General features: G+C 62.2%; 16 protein-coding genes. 12 read left to right on the top strand and 4 right to left on the bottom strand.

From position 1 onward, the window contains the following. Nucleotides 1-336 precede the first annotated feature (336 nt). Genes trbB through trbF form a run of 8 tightly spaced genes read left to right on the top strand, consistent with a single transcriptional unit; the run spans nt 337 to nt 7,558 of the window. Complete coding sequence (gene trbB, locus Q0Q02_RS20840) at nt 337-1,320, top strand: P-type conjugative transfer ATPase TrbB (protein ID WP_293812368.1); 984 nt, start codon at nt 337-339, stop codon at nt 1,318-1,320. Then, nucleotides 1,317-1,649, top strand: a complete 333-nt coding sequence (locus tag Q0Q02_RS20835; RefSeq protein WP_171379763.1) for a TrbC/VirB2 family protein — start codon at nt 1,317-1,319, stop codon at nt 1,647-1,649. The genes trbB and Q0Q02_RS20835 overlap by 4 nt, the downstream gene beginning before the upstream one ends. After that, the gene (locus tag Q0Q02_RS20830) at nt 1,649-1,930 is read left to right on the top strand and encodes a VirB3 family type IV secretion system protein (protein ID WP_171379764.1); all 282 of its coding nucleotides are present in this window, start codon (nt 1,649-1,651) and stop codon (nt 1,928-1,930) included. Before Q0Q02_RS20835 ends, Q0Q02_RS20830 begins: the two co-directional genes overlap by 1 nt. A 10-nt stretch (nt 1,931-1,940) precedes the next feature. After that, entirely contained in the window at nt 1,941-4,433 is a 2,493-nt protein-coding gene (gene trbE, locus Q0Q02_RS20825) for a conjugal transfer protein TrbE (RefSeq protein WP_293812366.1), read from the top strand. After that, a complete protein-coding gene (gene trbJ, locus Q0Q02_RS20820; RefSeq protein ID WP_293812364.1) occupies nt 4,430-5,206 on the top strand; it encodes a P-type conjugative transfer protein TrbJ in 777 nt (258 codons plus the stop codon). Before trbE ends, trbJ begins: the two co-directional genes overlap by 4 nt. A gap of 14 nt (nt 5,207-5,220) precedes the next feature. Then, complete coding sequence (gene trbK-alt / locus Q0Q02_RS20815) at nt 5,221-5,508, top strand: putative entry exclusion protein TrbK-alt (RefSeq protein ID WP_171379767.1); 288 nt, start codon at nt 5,221-5,223, stop codon at nt 5,506-5,508. A gap of 2 nt (nt 5,509-5,510) precedes the next feature. Beyond that, entirely contained in the window at nt 5,511-6,872 is a 1,362-nt protein-coding gene (trbL, locus tag Q0Q02_RS20810) for a P-type conjugative transfer protein TrbL (protein ID WP_203064904.1), read from the top strand. Then, nucleotides 6,869-7,558, top strand: a complete 690-nt coding sequence (gene trbF, locus Q0Q02_RS20805) for a conjugal transfer protein TrbF (RefSeq protein ID WP_183824473.1) — start codon at nt 6,869-6,871, stop codon at nt 7,556-7,558. Before trbL ends, trbF begins: the two co-directional genes overlap by 4 nt. A gap of 5 nt (nt 7,559-7,563) precedes the next feature. Here trbF and Q0Q02_RS20800 read toward each other — a convergent pair whose 3' ends face one another. Next, nucleotides 7,564-7,941: a nuclear transport factor 2 family protein gene (locus Q0Q02_RS20800; protein WP_171379770.1), complete on the bottom strand. Its 378-nt coding sequence runs from the start codon at nt 7,939-7,941 to the stop codon at nt 7,564-7,566. A gap of 72 nt (nt 7,942-8,013) precedes the next feature. Between Q0Q02_RS20800 and trbG the strand changes: the two genes are divergently transcribed. From trbG to Q0Q02_RS20785, 3 genes are read left to right on the top strand one after another with little or no spacing between them, the layout of a single operon-like run. After that, nucleotides 8,014-8,958, top strand: coding sequence for a P-type conjugative transfer protein TrbG (trbG, locus tag Q0Q02_RS20795; protein WP_293812358.1), 945 nt, complete (start codon nt 8,014-8,016; stop codon nt 8,956-8,958). After that, nucleotides 8,955-10,082, top strand: a complete 1,128-nt coding sequence (locus Q0Q02_RS20790; RefSeq protein ID WP_293812357.1) for a TrbI/VirB10 family protein — start codon at nt 8,955-8,957, stop codon at nt 10,080-10,082. Before trbG ends, Q0Q02_RS20790 begins: the two co-directional genes overlap by 4 nt. A 2-nt stretch (nt 10,083-10,084) precedes the next feature. Further along, nucleotides 10,085-10,303 carry a DUF2274 domain-containing protein gene (locus tag Q0Q02_RS20785; protein ID WP_171379772.1) on the top strand — a complete coding sequence of 73 codons (219 nt, stop codon included), beginning with the start codon at nt 10,085-10,087 and terminating at the stop codon, nt 10,301-10,303. A 2-nt stretch (nt 10,304-10,305) separates the two neighbouring features. On the opposite strand, the gene Q0Q02_RS20780 is transcribed toward Q0Q02_RS20785, so the two are convergent. After that, complete coding sequence (locus Q0Q02_RS20780; RefSeq protein ID WP_171379773.1) at nt 10,306-11,478, bottom strand: DGQHR domain-containing protein; 1,173 nt, start codon at nt 11,476-11,478, stop codon at nt 10,306-10,308. Between the two features lie 516 nt (nt 11,479-11,994). After that, nucleotides 11,995-12,804 (bottom strand): Dam family site-specific DNA-(adenine-N6)-methyltransferase, encoded by an 810-nt coding sequence (locus Q0Q02_RS20775; RefSeq protein ID WP_203064908.1) that lies wholly within the window; start codon nt 12,802-12,804, stop codon nt 11,995-11,997. A gap of 290 nt (nt 12,805-13,094) precedes the next feature. Between Q0Q02_RS20775 and Q0Q02_RS20770 the strand changes: the two genes are divergently transcribed. Beyond that, entirely contained in the window at nt 13,095-13,367 is a 273-nt protein-coding gene (locus tag Q0Q02_RS20770; RefSeq protein ID WP_171379775.1) for an AlpA family transcriptional regulator, read from the top strand. Here the strand turns inward: Q0Q02_RS20770 and Q0Q02_RS20765 are convergent. Then, a partial coding sequence (locus tag Q0Q02_RS20765; protein WP_293812352.1) for a site-specific integrase occupies nt 13,357-13,904 on the bottom strand: 548 nt, incomplete at its 5' end. The two genes, Q0Q02_RS20770 and Q0Q02_RS20765, sit on opposite strands and share 11 nt — an antisense overlap.

Genomic DNA, 13,904 nt, shown 5'->3' with positions numbered 1-13,904 from the left:
CCCCTTGGAATCACGAGCGCCCCAGCCGCTCAACCCTTTCGGGACGGGCTCTAAGTTGACTATTTCCGAAGTGGAAAAGGCTTAAAAGGGCGACCAGAACTAGCGCAGCCGCAGGATTCGAACCTGCCCCGACCACCGAAGATCGAGTTGCTAGAAATATAGTGACTCCTCTGTCCGGGCGCAAGATCGTCGAAGGAAGCCCATCCTATTTACCGCCGATAGCCGCCGATCCCCGCACAGAGCTAGATACTTGTTGAACCGGCCGGATTTCGGCCTCTCTTAATCGACCCCGATCCGGGGATCGCCTGTTGCGCCCCGCCAGAAGCCGGGGCCGACATGACCACCAACCACCACAGACAGGAAGCGATCCAGCGCGGCGCGCGCATGTTGCGCACCGCGCTCGGCCCCGCCATTGCCCGGCTGCTCGAAGACCCGGCCGTGGTCGAGGTGATGTTGAACCCGGACGGCCGCCTTTGGGTGGACCGGCTGTCCGAAGGGCTTTCCGACACGGGCGAACAGCTGTCTGCCGCCGATGGCGAACGTATCGTGCGGCTGGTCGCCCATCATGTCGGCGCGGAGGTTCATGCCCGCAGCCCGCGCGTCTCGGCCGAACTGCCGGAGAGTGGCGAGAGGTTCGAGGGGCTTCTGCCGCCCGTGGTCGCCGCGCCGGCCTTCGCCATCCGCAAACCCGCCGTCGCGGTGTTCACGCTCGACGACTACGTGGCCGCCGGCATCATGTCCGCCGATCAGGCGGAAACGCTGCGCGAAGCCGTCGCAGCCCGCGCCAATATCTTGGTGGCGGGCGGCACCAGCACCGGCAAAACGACGCTGACCAACGCGCTGCTCGCCGAGGTGGCGAAGACGCAGGATCGCGTCGTCATCATCGAGGACACGCGCGAGCTGCAATGCGCCGCGCCGAACCTTGTCGCCATGCGGACGAAAGACGGCGTGGCGACGCTTTCCGATCTGGTCCGTTCCTCGCTGCGCCTGCGCCCCGACCGCATCCCCATCGGCGAGGTGCGCGGCCCCGAAGCCCTCGACCTTCTGAAAGCGTGGGGCACGGGGCACCCCGGCGGCTTCGGCACCATCCATGCCGGCACCGGCATCGGCGCGCTCCGTCGCCTTGAACAGCTCATTCAAGAGGCTGTTGTCACCGTCCCCCGCGCTCTCATCGCGGAAACCATCGACCTTGTTGCCGTCCTTTCCGGGCGCGGTTCCGCGCGCCGGCTGGCCGAGCTTGCCCGCGTCGAGGGGCTGGGGCCGGACGGCGACTACCGCATCACCCCCGCAATCCCAACCAGCACAGGAGAATCTTCATGATCCGCACGCTCACGCGCGGCTATCGCTTCGCCGCGACCGCCGCATCCACCCTTGCCATCAGCCTCATGCTTGCCCCGGCCGCCCATGCGTCCGGTTCGTCGATGCCATGGGAGCAGCCCTTGCAGCAAATCCTTCAGTCCATCGAGGGGCCGGTCGCCAAGATCGTCGCTGTCATCATCATTATCGCCACTGGCTTGACGCTGGCCTTCGGCGATACCAGCGGCGGCTTCCGCAAGCTGATCCAGATCGTGTTCGGCCTGTCCATCGCGTTCGCCGCATCGAGCTTCTTCCTGTCGTTCTTCTCCTTCGGCGGCGGGGCGCTCGTTTGATGGCGGGCGGCCTTGAACAGCTCGACGCGGTGCCGGGCTTCACCGTGCCGGTCCATCGGGCGCTAACCGAACACATCCTGCTCGGCGGCGCACCGAGAAGCATCGCGATTCTGAACGGGACGCTTGCCGGGGCCGTGGGCCTCGGCTTGCGCCTCTGGCTGGTCGGCATCGCCATTTGGGCCATCGGCCATTTCGCAGCCGTATGGGCGGCGAAGCGCGATCCCCAATTCGTCGAGGTCGGGCGTAGGCATCTGCGCATCCCCGGCCATCTGGCGGCGTGAGGGCGCGGCCATGATGAACCTTGCCGAATATCGCCGCACCGCCGCCCGGCTCGCCGACTATCTGCCATGGGCCGCATTGCTCGGCTCCGGCGTCGTCTTGAACAAGGACGGTAGTTTTCAGAGGACGGCGAAGTTTCGCGGTCCCGATCTGGATTCCGCCGTCGCGGCCGAGCTGGTCGCCGTCGCCGGCCGCATCAACAATGCCGTGCGCCGCCTCGGCTCCGGCTGGAGCATCTTTGTCGAAGCGCAGCGCAGCGAGGCCGCGACCTATCCCCACAGCACTTTTCCCGATCCCGCGTCGGCGCTGGTCGATGCCGAGCGCAAGGCCGGTTTCGAGGAAGCGGGCACGCATTTCGTTTCTGGCTATTTCCTGACCTTCCTCTGGCTGCCCCCGGCCGAGGAAGCCGCCCGCGCCGAAACATGGCTCTACGAGGGCCGCGAGAAAACCGGCGTGGACCCGTGGGAGCTGCTGCGTGGCTTCATCGACCGCACCGACCGCGTGCTGGCCTTGCTCGACGGCTTCATGCCCGAGTGCCGTTGGATGGATGACGGCGCGACGCTGACCTATCTCCATTCCACCATCTCGACCAACCGGCATCGCGTGCGGGTGCCCGAGGTGCCGATGCACCTCGACGCGCTGCTCGCCGACCAGCCCTTGACCGGCGGGCTGGAGCCGCGCCTTGGCGACGCGCATCTGCGCGTCCTGACCATCGTGGGACTCCCGACCGCGACGACGCCGGGACTGCTCGACGAAATGAACCGGCTGCCGTTCCCCTACAGGTGGAACACCCGCGCCATCCTGCTCGACAAGACCGACGCCACGCGGCTGCTGACCCGCATCCGCCGCCAATGGTTCGCCAAGCGCAAGTCCATCGCCGCGATTCTGAAAGAGGTGATGACCAACGAGGCGTCCGCCCTCGTGGACACCGACGCGGCGAACAAGGCGCTCGACGCGGACATGGCCTTGCAGGAGCTTGGGGCGGACGTGGCGGGCATGGCCTATGTCACGGCCACCGTCACCGTTTGGGATGCCGACCCGCGCATAGCCGACGAGAAGCTGCGCCTGGTCGAGAAGATCGTTCAGGGCCGCGACTTCACCGCCATGCCCGAGAGCGTCAACGCGGTTGACGCATGGCTCGGCAGCCTGCCCGGACACGCCTACGCGAATGTCCGCCAGCCGCCCATCAGCACTTTGAATCTCGCCCACATGATCCCGCTTTCGGCGGTGTGGGCGGGGCCGGAACGGGACGAGCATTTCGGTGCGCCCCCTTTGCTCTTTGGAAAGACCGAAGGCTCAACCCCGTTCCGGCTAAGTCTCCATGTCGGCGACGTAGGCCACACCCTTGTCGTCGGCCCCACGGGCGCGGGCAAATCCGTGCTGCTCGCCCTCATGGCCTTGCAGTTCCGGCGCTACGCTGGATCGCAGGTCTTCGCCTTCGACTTCGGCGGCAGCATCCGCGCCGCCTCGCTCGCCATGGGCGGCGACTGGCACGACCTTGGCGGCGGATTGACCGATGGGGCCGAGGCGTCCGTCTCGCTCCAGCCGCTCGCCCGCATCCACGACACCTATGAACGGGCATGGGCGGCGGACTGGATCGCCGCCATCCTCATGCGGGAAGGCATCGCCATCACGCCCGAGGTCAAAGAGTATCTTTGGACGGCGCTGACTTCGCTCGCCTCCGCGCCGGTCGAGGAACGCACCATCACCGGCCTTGCGGTGCTGCTGCAATCCAACGATCTGAAACAGGCGCTCCGGCCGTTCTGCGTCGGCGGGGCCTATGGCCGGCTGCTGGACGCCGAAGCCGAACACCTTGGCTCGGCGGACGTGCAGGCGTTCGAGATCGAGGGACTTGTCGGGACCGGCGCGGCCCCGGCCGCGCTCGCCTATCTGTTCCATCGTATCGGCGACCGGCTCGACGGGCGACCAACGCTGCTCATCATAGATGAAGGCTGGCTTGCGCTCGACGATGAAGGTTTCGCCGGCCAGCTCCGCGAATGGCTGAAAACGCTGCGCAAGAAAAACGCCAGCGTCATCTTCGCCACGCAAAGCCTGTCCGACATTGACGGCAGCAACATCGCGCCCGCGATTATCGAGAGCTGCCCGACGCGGCTCTTGCTGCCGAACGAGCGGGCCATCGAACCGCAGATCACGGCCATTTATCGCCGCTTCGGCCTCAATGACCGCCAGATCGAAATCCTCGCAAGGGCCACGCCCAAACGGGATTACTACTGCCAAAGCCGCAGGGGCAATCGCCTGTTCGAGCTTGGCCTGTCCGAAGTCGGCCTCGCGCTCTGCGCCGCATCCGCCAAATCCGACCAGACGCTCATTGCGCAGATCGTCGCCGAACACGGCCGCGACGGCTTCCTCGCCGCATGGCTGCGCGAGCGCGGCGTCGAGTGGGCGGCCGGCCTGATCCCGAACCTCACCAATCTTGCCGACCGACCGGAATCCGCCGCGCCGGCCCGGCTCGATACCCACCCCACACAGGAGATTCTTCCATGACCTATCCCAAGATCGTCGGGGCCTCGGCCCTCGCGCTGGCGCTCGCCGTGCCCGTCGCGCTTTCGCCCATGCTGGCAAGCCCGGCCCATGCGCAATTCGGCTTCGGCCGCATCGTCTATGACCCGAGCAACTATGCGCAGAACGTGCTCACGGCAGCGCGCACGCTGGAGCAGATCAACAACCAGATCACCAGCCTCCAGAACGAGGCGCAGATGCTCATTAATCAGGCCCGCAATCTGGCGAGCCTGCCGTATTCGTCGCTCCAGCAGCTCCAGCAGAACGTCCAGCGCACGCAGCAGCTTCTCGGCCAAGCGCAGAACATCGCGTTCGAGGTCGGGCAGATCGACCAAGCGTTCCAGCAGCAATATGGCAATGTCTCGCTATCGGCGACTGACGCCCAGCTTGTCGCCGATGCGCGCGGGCGCTGGGAGAACACGGTCGGCGGCTTGCAGGACGCCATGCGCATTCAGGCGGGTGCGGTCGGCAACATCGACAGCAACCGCGCCGAGATGGCCGCGCTTGTCGGCCAGAGCCAAGGCGCGACCGGCGCGCTGCAAGCCACGCAGGCCGGCAACCAGCTCCTCGCCCTCCAGTCGCAGCAGCTTTCCGACCTGATCGCGGTCATCTCGGCAAATGGCCGCGCCGATGCGCTGACCGAAGCGGAGCGCGCGACCGCCGCCGAGCAGGGCCGCATCCAGCGCGAACGGTTCCTGACACCGGGCAGCGGCTATCAGCCGGGCAATGCGCAGATGTTCAACAACGGCAACAACTGACCGGGAGGCTCGCCATGGACGGCAAGATGCTGGCCCGGCTCGGGGCCGTGGTGTTCGTCGCCATCGCCGTCACGGCGACCGCAATCGACATGGCGCGGAAGGACGAGCCTTCCGCGCCAAGGCCCGCATCGGCGCTCCAGCCCCCGGCCGATCCGCTGCGCGAAACCCTGCGCCGTTGCCAGCGGCTCGGCGAGGCGGCGGCGAATGACACCGACTGCCTCGCCGCTTGGGCTGAATCCCGTGACCGCTTCCTCGGCCGCGCGCCAGCGCCCGCCGCGCCGCAATCCAGCGAAGGGCGCTGACCATGGGCAACACAGGCGTCATCGACTCGTTTCTAGGCGTATTCACGTCCTACATCGACTCAGGGTTCGGCCTGCTCGGCGGCGAGGTGGCCTTCATCGCCACGACGCTCATTGTCATCGACGTAACGCTCGCCGCGCTGTTTTGGGCATGGGGCGCGGATGACGACATCATCGCCCGGCTGGTGAAGAAGACGCTGTTCGTCGGCGTCTTCGCCTACATCATTTCAAGCTGGAACAACCTCGCGCGCATCGTCTTCGAGAGCTTCGCCGGCCTCGGCCTGATGGCGTCGGGCACCGGCTTTTCCGTGACCGATCTGATGCGGCCGGGCCGCGTGGCGCAGACCGGCCTCGACGCCGGCCGCACGCTGCTCGACTCCATTTCCGACCTGATGGGCTGGATCGCGTTCTTCGAGAACTTCATACAGATCGCATGTTTGCTGTTTGCGTGGGCGCTGGTTGTGCTCGCGTTTTTCATTTTGGCGATCCAGCTTTTTGTGACGCTGATCGAGTTCAAATTGGTGACGCTCGCCGGCTTCGTCCTCATCCCCTTCGGGCTGTTCGGCAAGACCGCGTTCATGGCCGAGAAGGTCTTGGGCAACGTGGTGTCGTCCGGCATCAAGGTCTTGGTCCTCGCCGTTATCATCGGCATCGGCAGCACCTTGTTTTCGCAATTCACGGCCGGTTTCGGCGGGGCGACCCCGACCATCGACGACGCCATGGCGATTGTGCTCGCCGCGCTGTCGCTGCTCGGCCTCGGCATCTTCGGCCCCGGCATCGCCAATGGCATCGTTTCCGGCGGGCCGCAGCTTGGCGCGGGTGCTGCCGTTGGAACCGGGCTTGCGGTCGCAGGTGCAGCCGTCGCCGCTGGCGGCGGGGCCATGCTCGCCGCCAAGGGCGGTGCCGCTGCACTGTCCGGCGGGGCCGCGGCCGTCCGCGGCGGTGCGGCCACCGCAGGCGCGGCGACCGCCGCCTATAGCGTCGGCTCGCTTGGCCAATCCGGTGCGGCCGGCGTCGCCTCCGGCCTCGGCGGTGTGGCGCGGGCCGCAGGGTCGGCGGCTATCTCGCCCCTCAAACGCGCCGCCGCTCGCGCCAGCGAATCCGTCAAATCCAGCTTCTCCGCTGGTGCGAAAGCCGGATTCGGCGCGTCGGGCGGCAGCTCCACCATGGGCACGGTCGGCGGCGCGAGCGTCGATCCCGCCGCAGCAGCATCCGGCCCGGCCGGCAGCCCGCCCGCATGGGCGCAGCAGATGCGCCGCTCGCAGGCAATGAACCACGGCACCACCATGGCCGCCCATGCGGTGCGGTCTGGCGACAGCCACGGTTCCGGTTCCTCCGTCAACCTTTCCGAAAGTGACCGCTCATGAGCATCTTCAAACGACCAGCAACCCATTACGGCAAGACGCCGGAACCCGAGACGCCCTATCAGCGCGCCGCGCAAGTCTGGGACGAGCGTATCGGCTCGGCCCGCGTGCAGGCGCGGAACTGGCGGCTCATGGCCTTCGGCTCGCTGATCCTGTCTGCCGGCTTCGCGTCCGCCCTTGTCTGGCAGTCCGCACGCGGGACCGTGGTGCCGTGGGTGGTGCAGGTCGATAATCTTGGTCAGGCGCAGACCGTCGCGCCCGCCAATGCCGACTATCGCCCGACCGATCCGCAGATTGCTTTCCATCTCGGCCGCTTCATCGAGCAGGTCCGCGCGATCCCGGCCGACGCGATCATTGTCCGTCAGAACTGGCTTCGGGCTTATGAGTGGACCACGGATCGCGGCGCGGCGGCGCTCAACGATTACGCCCGTGCCAATGATCCCTTCGCCAAGGTCGGCCGACAGCAGGTCGCCGTCGAAGTGTCGAGCGTCATCCGGGCCTCGCCCAACAGCTTCCGCGTCGCGTGGACGGAAAGGCATTTCGAGAACGGCCAGCTTTCCACCACGGAACGATGGACAGCCATTCTCACCATCGTCATCCAGCCGCCGCGCGACGCCGAGCGCCTGCGCGCCAATCCGCTGGGAATCTACGTCAATGCAATTTCTTGGTCGCGGGAGATGAGCCAATGAAAGCGTCAGCTTGCATCAATCACCTCGCTGATCTTCCCCTCGGAAATCACGAAGAAAGATGTACCCGTCATCTCGATCTCTTGCCCGGCCTTCCAGCCGTTGGGCAGGTCGGCCTTGACCTTGGCGCGATACCCGATGCGCACGGCTGCCCGGTCCTCAATTGCGATGCAGCCGAGAATCGTCTGTGCTCTTTCCGCAAACAATTGAACGCCCTGTTCCGCCAACGCGCGAAACGCTTCAATCCCGTGCGTCTCGTTCGTCACTTCTCCGTTCGATCTGTTGATAAACCGAACGTCGCCCGACAGGCAGTCGAGCATCGCCTGAACATTCATCCTGTTGTAGGCGTCGATATACCGGGCAACAATCGTCGGCACAGAATCCATTCTGTCGGTTCCTCCTTACTGATCCTGAAGTCGCTAACCTATGCGATTTTTGCGACGGCGTTTGCAATTACTTTGGCAGGCTGCGCCACCAACCGGACGCCGCAATTCAGCTACGACGCCAGCGTGCCGCCGCTGCCGACCGTGCAGGCGGCGGCAACCGACAACACGCCCCGGCCGCTGCATGTGCCCCCCGCATGGACCGTGGCGCGCGGCGGCACCGCCGCAGGCACGCCGACCGGCCGCGTCGAGAACGCCAACGCAGCCGCCCGCGTCGAGCCGCGCCGGGAAGGCTACTACAACGCCATCCAGATTTATCCGTGGTCGGAAGGCGCGCTCTATCAGGTCTATGCCGCAGTCGGGCAGATCACGACGATCGCGCTGGAGCCGGGCGAGAGCCTGACAGGCGCGGGGCCGATCGCGGCCGGCGACACCGCCCGCTGGATCATCGGCGATACGGAATCCGGTTCGGGCGCAAACCGCCGCGTCCATATCCTCGTGAAGCCGACGCGGCCGGACATTTCGACCAACCTTGTCGTCACCACCGACCGGCGCACTTACATGCTCGAGCTGCGCGCGCGGGAATCGCTCTACATGCCCGCCGTGGCATGGGCCTATCCGGCACCGCCTGCCGGCCAGCGTCAGGCGGTCCCGGCCGCGCCGATCATTCCGGCCGAGGCAGCGCGGAACTATCGCTACGCCTTGCAGGTGCAGGGCGACAGCCCGCCATGGCGGCCGGTTTCCGTCTTCGATGACGGCAGGCGCGTCTATGTCGTCTTCCCGGCCGGGATCGTGCAGGGCGAGATGCCGCCGATCTTCGTGCTTGGATCGAACGGCGAGCCGCAGATCGTCAATTCCCGCATCCACCAGAACGTCCTGATCGTGGACCGCCTGTTCGGCGCGGCGGAGCTGCGCCTTGGCAGCGGCAACCGCCAGCAGGTTGTCAGGATCGTCCGCACCAACCCGACGCAGGCCGCAGCAGAGCCAGCCCGCACGACCACGGGAGGATCGTCCTCATGAGCGATACCGATACCGCCACCCCCATGCGCCTGCGCGCTGAATCGCCCCGCGTCACCCGCCTGTCCCGTAAGATGCTGGCAGGCGTCGGGGCCGTCGCGCTTCTCGGCATCGGTGGGGCGCTGATTTACGCGCTCCAGACCCGCGATGCAGGACCGGGAGGTGACGAACTCTATTCGACCGAGAACCGGCCCACGGCGGACGGCCTGTCCGGCCTGCCGAGCGACTATAGCGGGCCGGCGCTCGGCCCGGCGCTACCCGGCGACCTCGGCCGCCCGATCCTCGACGCGCAGACAAGGGGCCAGCCCGTTGCGCCGCCCGTCATGACGACGCCCGCCGTCGATCCTGAGGAAGAACGCCGCCGCGCCGAGGAAGAAGCCGCGCGCTTGAGCAACGTCTTTTTCCAGTCCGGCCCGCGCACGGGAGCGACGGCCGGGACGGCCATGCCCGGCCTTGCCGGGCTTGGCCTCGGCGGGCAGCCCGCGACACAGGATCGCCACGCGGCGTTTCTCAATGGGCCGGTGGACCGGCAGACCGTCGCCCCGGATCGCGTTGCGCCGCCGGCATCGCCCTACATCCTTCAGGCCGGGGCCGTGATCCCCGCCGCGCTCATCACCGGCATCCGTTCCGATCTGCCCGGCCAGATCACCGCACAGGTCACGGAGAACGTCTATGACAGCCCGACCGGCTCGCTGCTTCTGATCCCGCAGGGCACCCGCATCATCGGCCAATACGATGATGGCGTGACCTTCGGCCAGCGAAGGGTGCTCTTGGTGTGGAACCGCCTGATCTTGCCGGGTGGCCGCTCCATCGTTCTGGAGCGCCTGCCGGGCGCGGACGCCAGCGGCTATGCCGGGCTTGAGGATGGCGTCGATTATCATTGGTGGGATCTGATGAAGGCGGCAGGGCTGTCCACGCTGCTCGCAGTCGGTTCGGAGCTGGCGATGAGCGACGAGGACCGACTGATCCGCGCCATCCGCGACGGCGCGCAGGATACCGTCAATCAGGCCGGCCAGCAGATCGTCCAGCGCCAGTTGCAGGTCGCGCCGACGCTGACCATCCGGCCGGGCTTCCCGGTCAGGATCATCGTCACCCGCGATTTAGTATTCGAGCCGGCAGGAGGTTGACCATGACGAAACTGAAACTCGGCCCGCTGCCCGACGACAAGCCCGTGAAGATCACCGTGGAACTGCCCGCGCCGCTCCACCGCGATCTGGTCGCCTATGCAGAGGTGCTGGCCCGCGAAACCGGCCAGCCCGTCGCCGATCCAGTCAGGCTGATCGTGCCCATGTTGGAGCGGTTCATTGCCACGGACAGGGGTTTCGCCAAGGCTCGGCGAGATCGGTAGCTCTATTGAATTCCCGTTTCTTCTAATAGCACCCGCGCGAGTGCAGACGCGCCAGAGGAACCGGGCACAAATCGCTGCGGATTGAAGTCTCCATCCTTTAAGGACGATTTATCTAGCAGCCTTTTAAAATCTTCAGTTTCTACCATTTTTCCCGGACTTGTAAGGTATCGGTACGCGTGTCTAAAATATCGCATCAATCCATCGAACCCGTTTGTGCGATTCAACATATAGCCGGTTGCGTTTGCATCCCATGCTTCGGGCCATCTCAATTTGACTGCATCAAAATAGTTCCAGATAAGATTAGTAAGATCAACGTCCCTGCTCTCTATAAAGAATGGCCGCAAAACTAACCTCTCTGCATCGTCTGCATTGGCAGGTGGGAATGTTCCGCCACGCCTCCCAATTTGTCGATCTTGAATTATTTGTATTTTATCTTTGCATATATATTGCAATATTCCGGCAACGACCGTTGCTTGAGACAGCGTCTCCGTGTATCTGCCGGGTGTTGTTTTTCCAAGCCTTTTTATTTTTCTGTAAAACGGACTGTCAGGAGTCGACTCTAGTGCGACGACAACACTATGGCATGTCTTTTCAGGGCTTCGGCTCTTACTTAATTCAAATAGATCGTAGACAAGGCTTTTGTTAACTTTTGTTTGAGCAAGATTTACCGTTGCAAATATGCTCGCCTGATCCGCTATGTCTGCATCAATGAATATCGATACATTTACGTCAAAATCAGTTCCGTCATAGCCCTCCAGCCCTCGAATACGATGCTGTCCGTCAATGACGCGGGCGATATGACGGTAGAAGACCGCATTTTCAGGGTCCGCGTCATCAGGATAGTTCGATAGGGTCATGCGGACGAAGCGATCATCGGCATCACACGGAGATTCGATAGCTACGCACTTCTCAGGTATCGCCAAGACAACTGCGGTAGGAAATGTCGCATCAGAGCCTCTTACGTATTGCTGGATCTCACGAACCCGCCTCGTATCGAGTTCCCTCTGAATACCGAGATATGAGTCGATACCCCTCTCCGTGACCAATTGCCGAATGTCAAAATCGGTAATCTCGACTAGCGTCTTTGCAGGGATACTCCCGACATATATGTCGCCGATGGGTTGCTGAATACGAATGGCCGAAATCACGACCTTGCGCGCGTCCTCAGTCGCCATCAAGAAATCCCCCTCGACCGCCGAACCTCGTTCTGTAGATCAGCATCCGTTTTGGCTAGGGCCTCCCCCACATTTACATGGACTTGGGAAATGACAGCCATCAAAACATAGGCGACAAGAGTCACTAGAAATATTCCGACCGATGCGACCGAAAGTATGCTTGGCTTTATGCGCGATAACGTTGGATCATAGCCAATTAGGAGCGTGCAGAACACAATTCCCGCAAGGCAGTATAAATTAAAGATTGTCCGCCACGGGAAGAATGACTGAAAATCCTTATTTGAGTTCCACGTTATGGTTGCAATAAGTCCAACAGAATAAAATACAAGCTGACCGCTCAGAAATGATCTTTGGAAGGCGTCGCTGATAAGAATATTTGACCCCAATGGCAAAAGCTCTCGTATTGCAGCCATAAGCAATGGTATTAGAGATATTGTTGCTACCACTAGAATTTCTAGCAGTGCGGTTCCCCATGCCTGCGGTCCAGCAGAGAATATTGCTCTCCAGTATCCGACTCTAGGCATGATGCACCACCAAGAACTCAGATGTCAGACCGCGCGCCTTGGATTGGCCAGCGATTACGCTTGCCCGTGGTATCGTATGTGTAATGTGGAAATCAGAATATAATTCATGGATACTTTCATGGTTTGCATTGGATACCAATATATGGCAACCGCGCGTCCTTGCCCGAACAAGCGCATCATGAAGGCGAACTTGGTCGTCCCATGAAAATATCGACTGATTATATTTTAGAAATCCATTAAAATTATGCTTTACTGTATATGGCGGGTCTACATAGATTAGATCGTTTGATGAAGCAGAATCTATCGCCTCCTCGAAATCAATAGCCGATATAGTAGCTTTCTTTAAAACATTCGAAACAGCAAAAAAATCATCATCATCAAACAAAACAGAAGATTTTGTTCCAATAGGAACATTAAACTCATTCTTGCGATTGACGCGATAAAGCCCATTCCAGCAAGTTCGATTCAGATACAAGAAACGAATGGCAGCTTGGATATCACTATCTGGATGGGTATTTCGGATAAGGTAATATAAATCATGACTATGACGATCATGTAAGTCGCGGAGGCCTAAGAGTATTTCACCCGGATGATCACGGATGGCGAGATACGTGTTAACAAGTTCAGCGTTAATATCGGATAGAAATGCCTCTTGAGGCGACAAGGCGAAAAAAATCGCTCCACTTCCGAGAAACGGCTCAACATATCTTCCGTAGTCCTCGGGGATAAGGGGGAAAAGCGTTTTAGTAAGCCAGCGTTTCCCGCCTGCCCACTTGAGAAATGGCTTTATGTTGATTTCCAAAGCTCCCCCCGACTTCTTACCCTCTGGCGTCGTTTTGCCCGCACCGCTGCATCAGATCTTGTAACCTGAGCCCCCCCGAACATTCAACGCTGTTCCTTCTTGCCGACACCCTCTCCGGGATGCAAGTTTCGCATGTCGGCCGCGCGCTCCCGCCGTAAGGGGGTGCCGCCGGCGCATAGACGCAAATGCGGCACGCTACAGGCCAGCGACCTCCCTCCATGGTTCGCATAGTTTCGGGGACCTCCAGTTGCCCCGAATCCCATTGAACATGGATACCGAGGTTATGAAAGATGAGTGATCCGACATTCGCGCTGGGTAAACGGACGATTCGCAGGCATCAGCTTCGGGAACTAGTTCCCCTTGCCGACACTACAATCTATGACATGGAACAACGGGGTGAATTTCCCCAGCGGTTCTATTTGACGGCCCGGTGTGTGGTTTGGGACCTCGCCGAAGTGGAGGCTTGGCTTGAAGAACGTCGCCAAGCCTCCAGAGAGAAGGCTATCAGACGCGCGCCGTCGCCCGATGTGAAGCTCAGGAAATTCCGGCCCGTCAAACGCTAGGTTCAGGCACCAACAGGTCCATTGACGGCGGATACAGCGTCGGCACATATTTCTGGCCCGCCACCCACGCGTCCACGAGGTTCGCCCATTCTTGCATCATATGGCGGCGCTGGTGCTCGTATTCCGCCTTGTTGTAGATGCCACGGGACGAGCGGCCATCCTCATGTGCCAAACACTTCTCGATCCAGTCACTATTGAAGCCCAGCTCGTTCAGGAGCGTAGAGCCTGTCCGGCGCAGATCGTGAACCGTGAAAGGTTCGAGCGGCAAGCCCTCCTTCTTCGCCCGAGCCACGACAGCGGTGGTTATGCGATTGAAGGTCGCCCGCGACATGGGAGCATCCGCATCGTAGCGCGATGGCAGCAGATATTTGGAATTGCCGGCGCAGGTCTTGAGCGCAATGAGAATGTCGATTGCTTGCTGCGCAAGATAGACGTTGTGCGCCTTGGATCGCTTCATCCGCTCCTTCGGGATCGACCAGACTGCGTTCTCGAAATCGACCTCATCCCAAGTCGCATCCTGTAGCTCACTCTTTCGGA

The sequence above is a fragment of the uncultured Allobosea sp. genome, from assembly GCF_945956895.1.
GTDB lineage: Bacteria > Pseudomonadota > Alphaproteobacteria > Rhizobiales > Beijerinckiaceae > Allobosea.
Note: the sequence above shows the minus strand (reverse complement) of the source record. Positions and strands in the feature narration are given on the sequence as shown.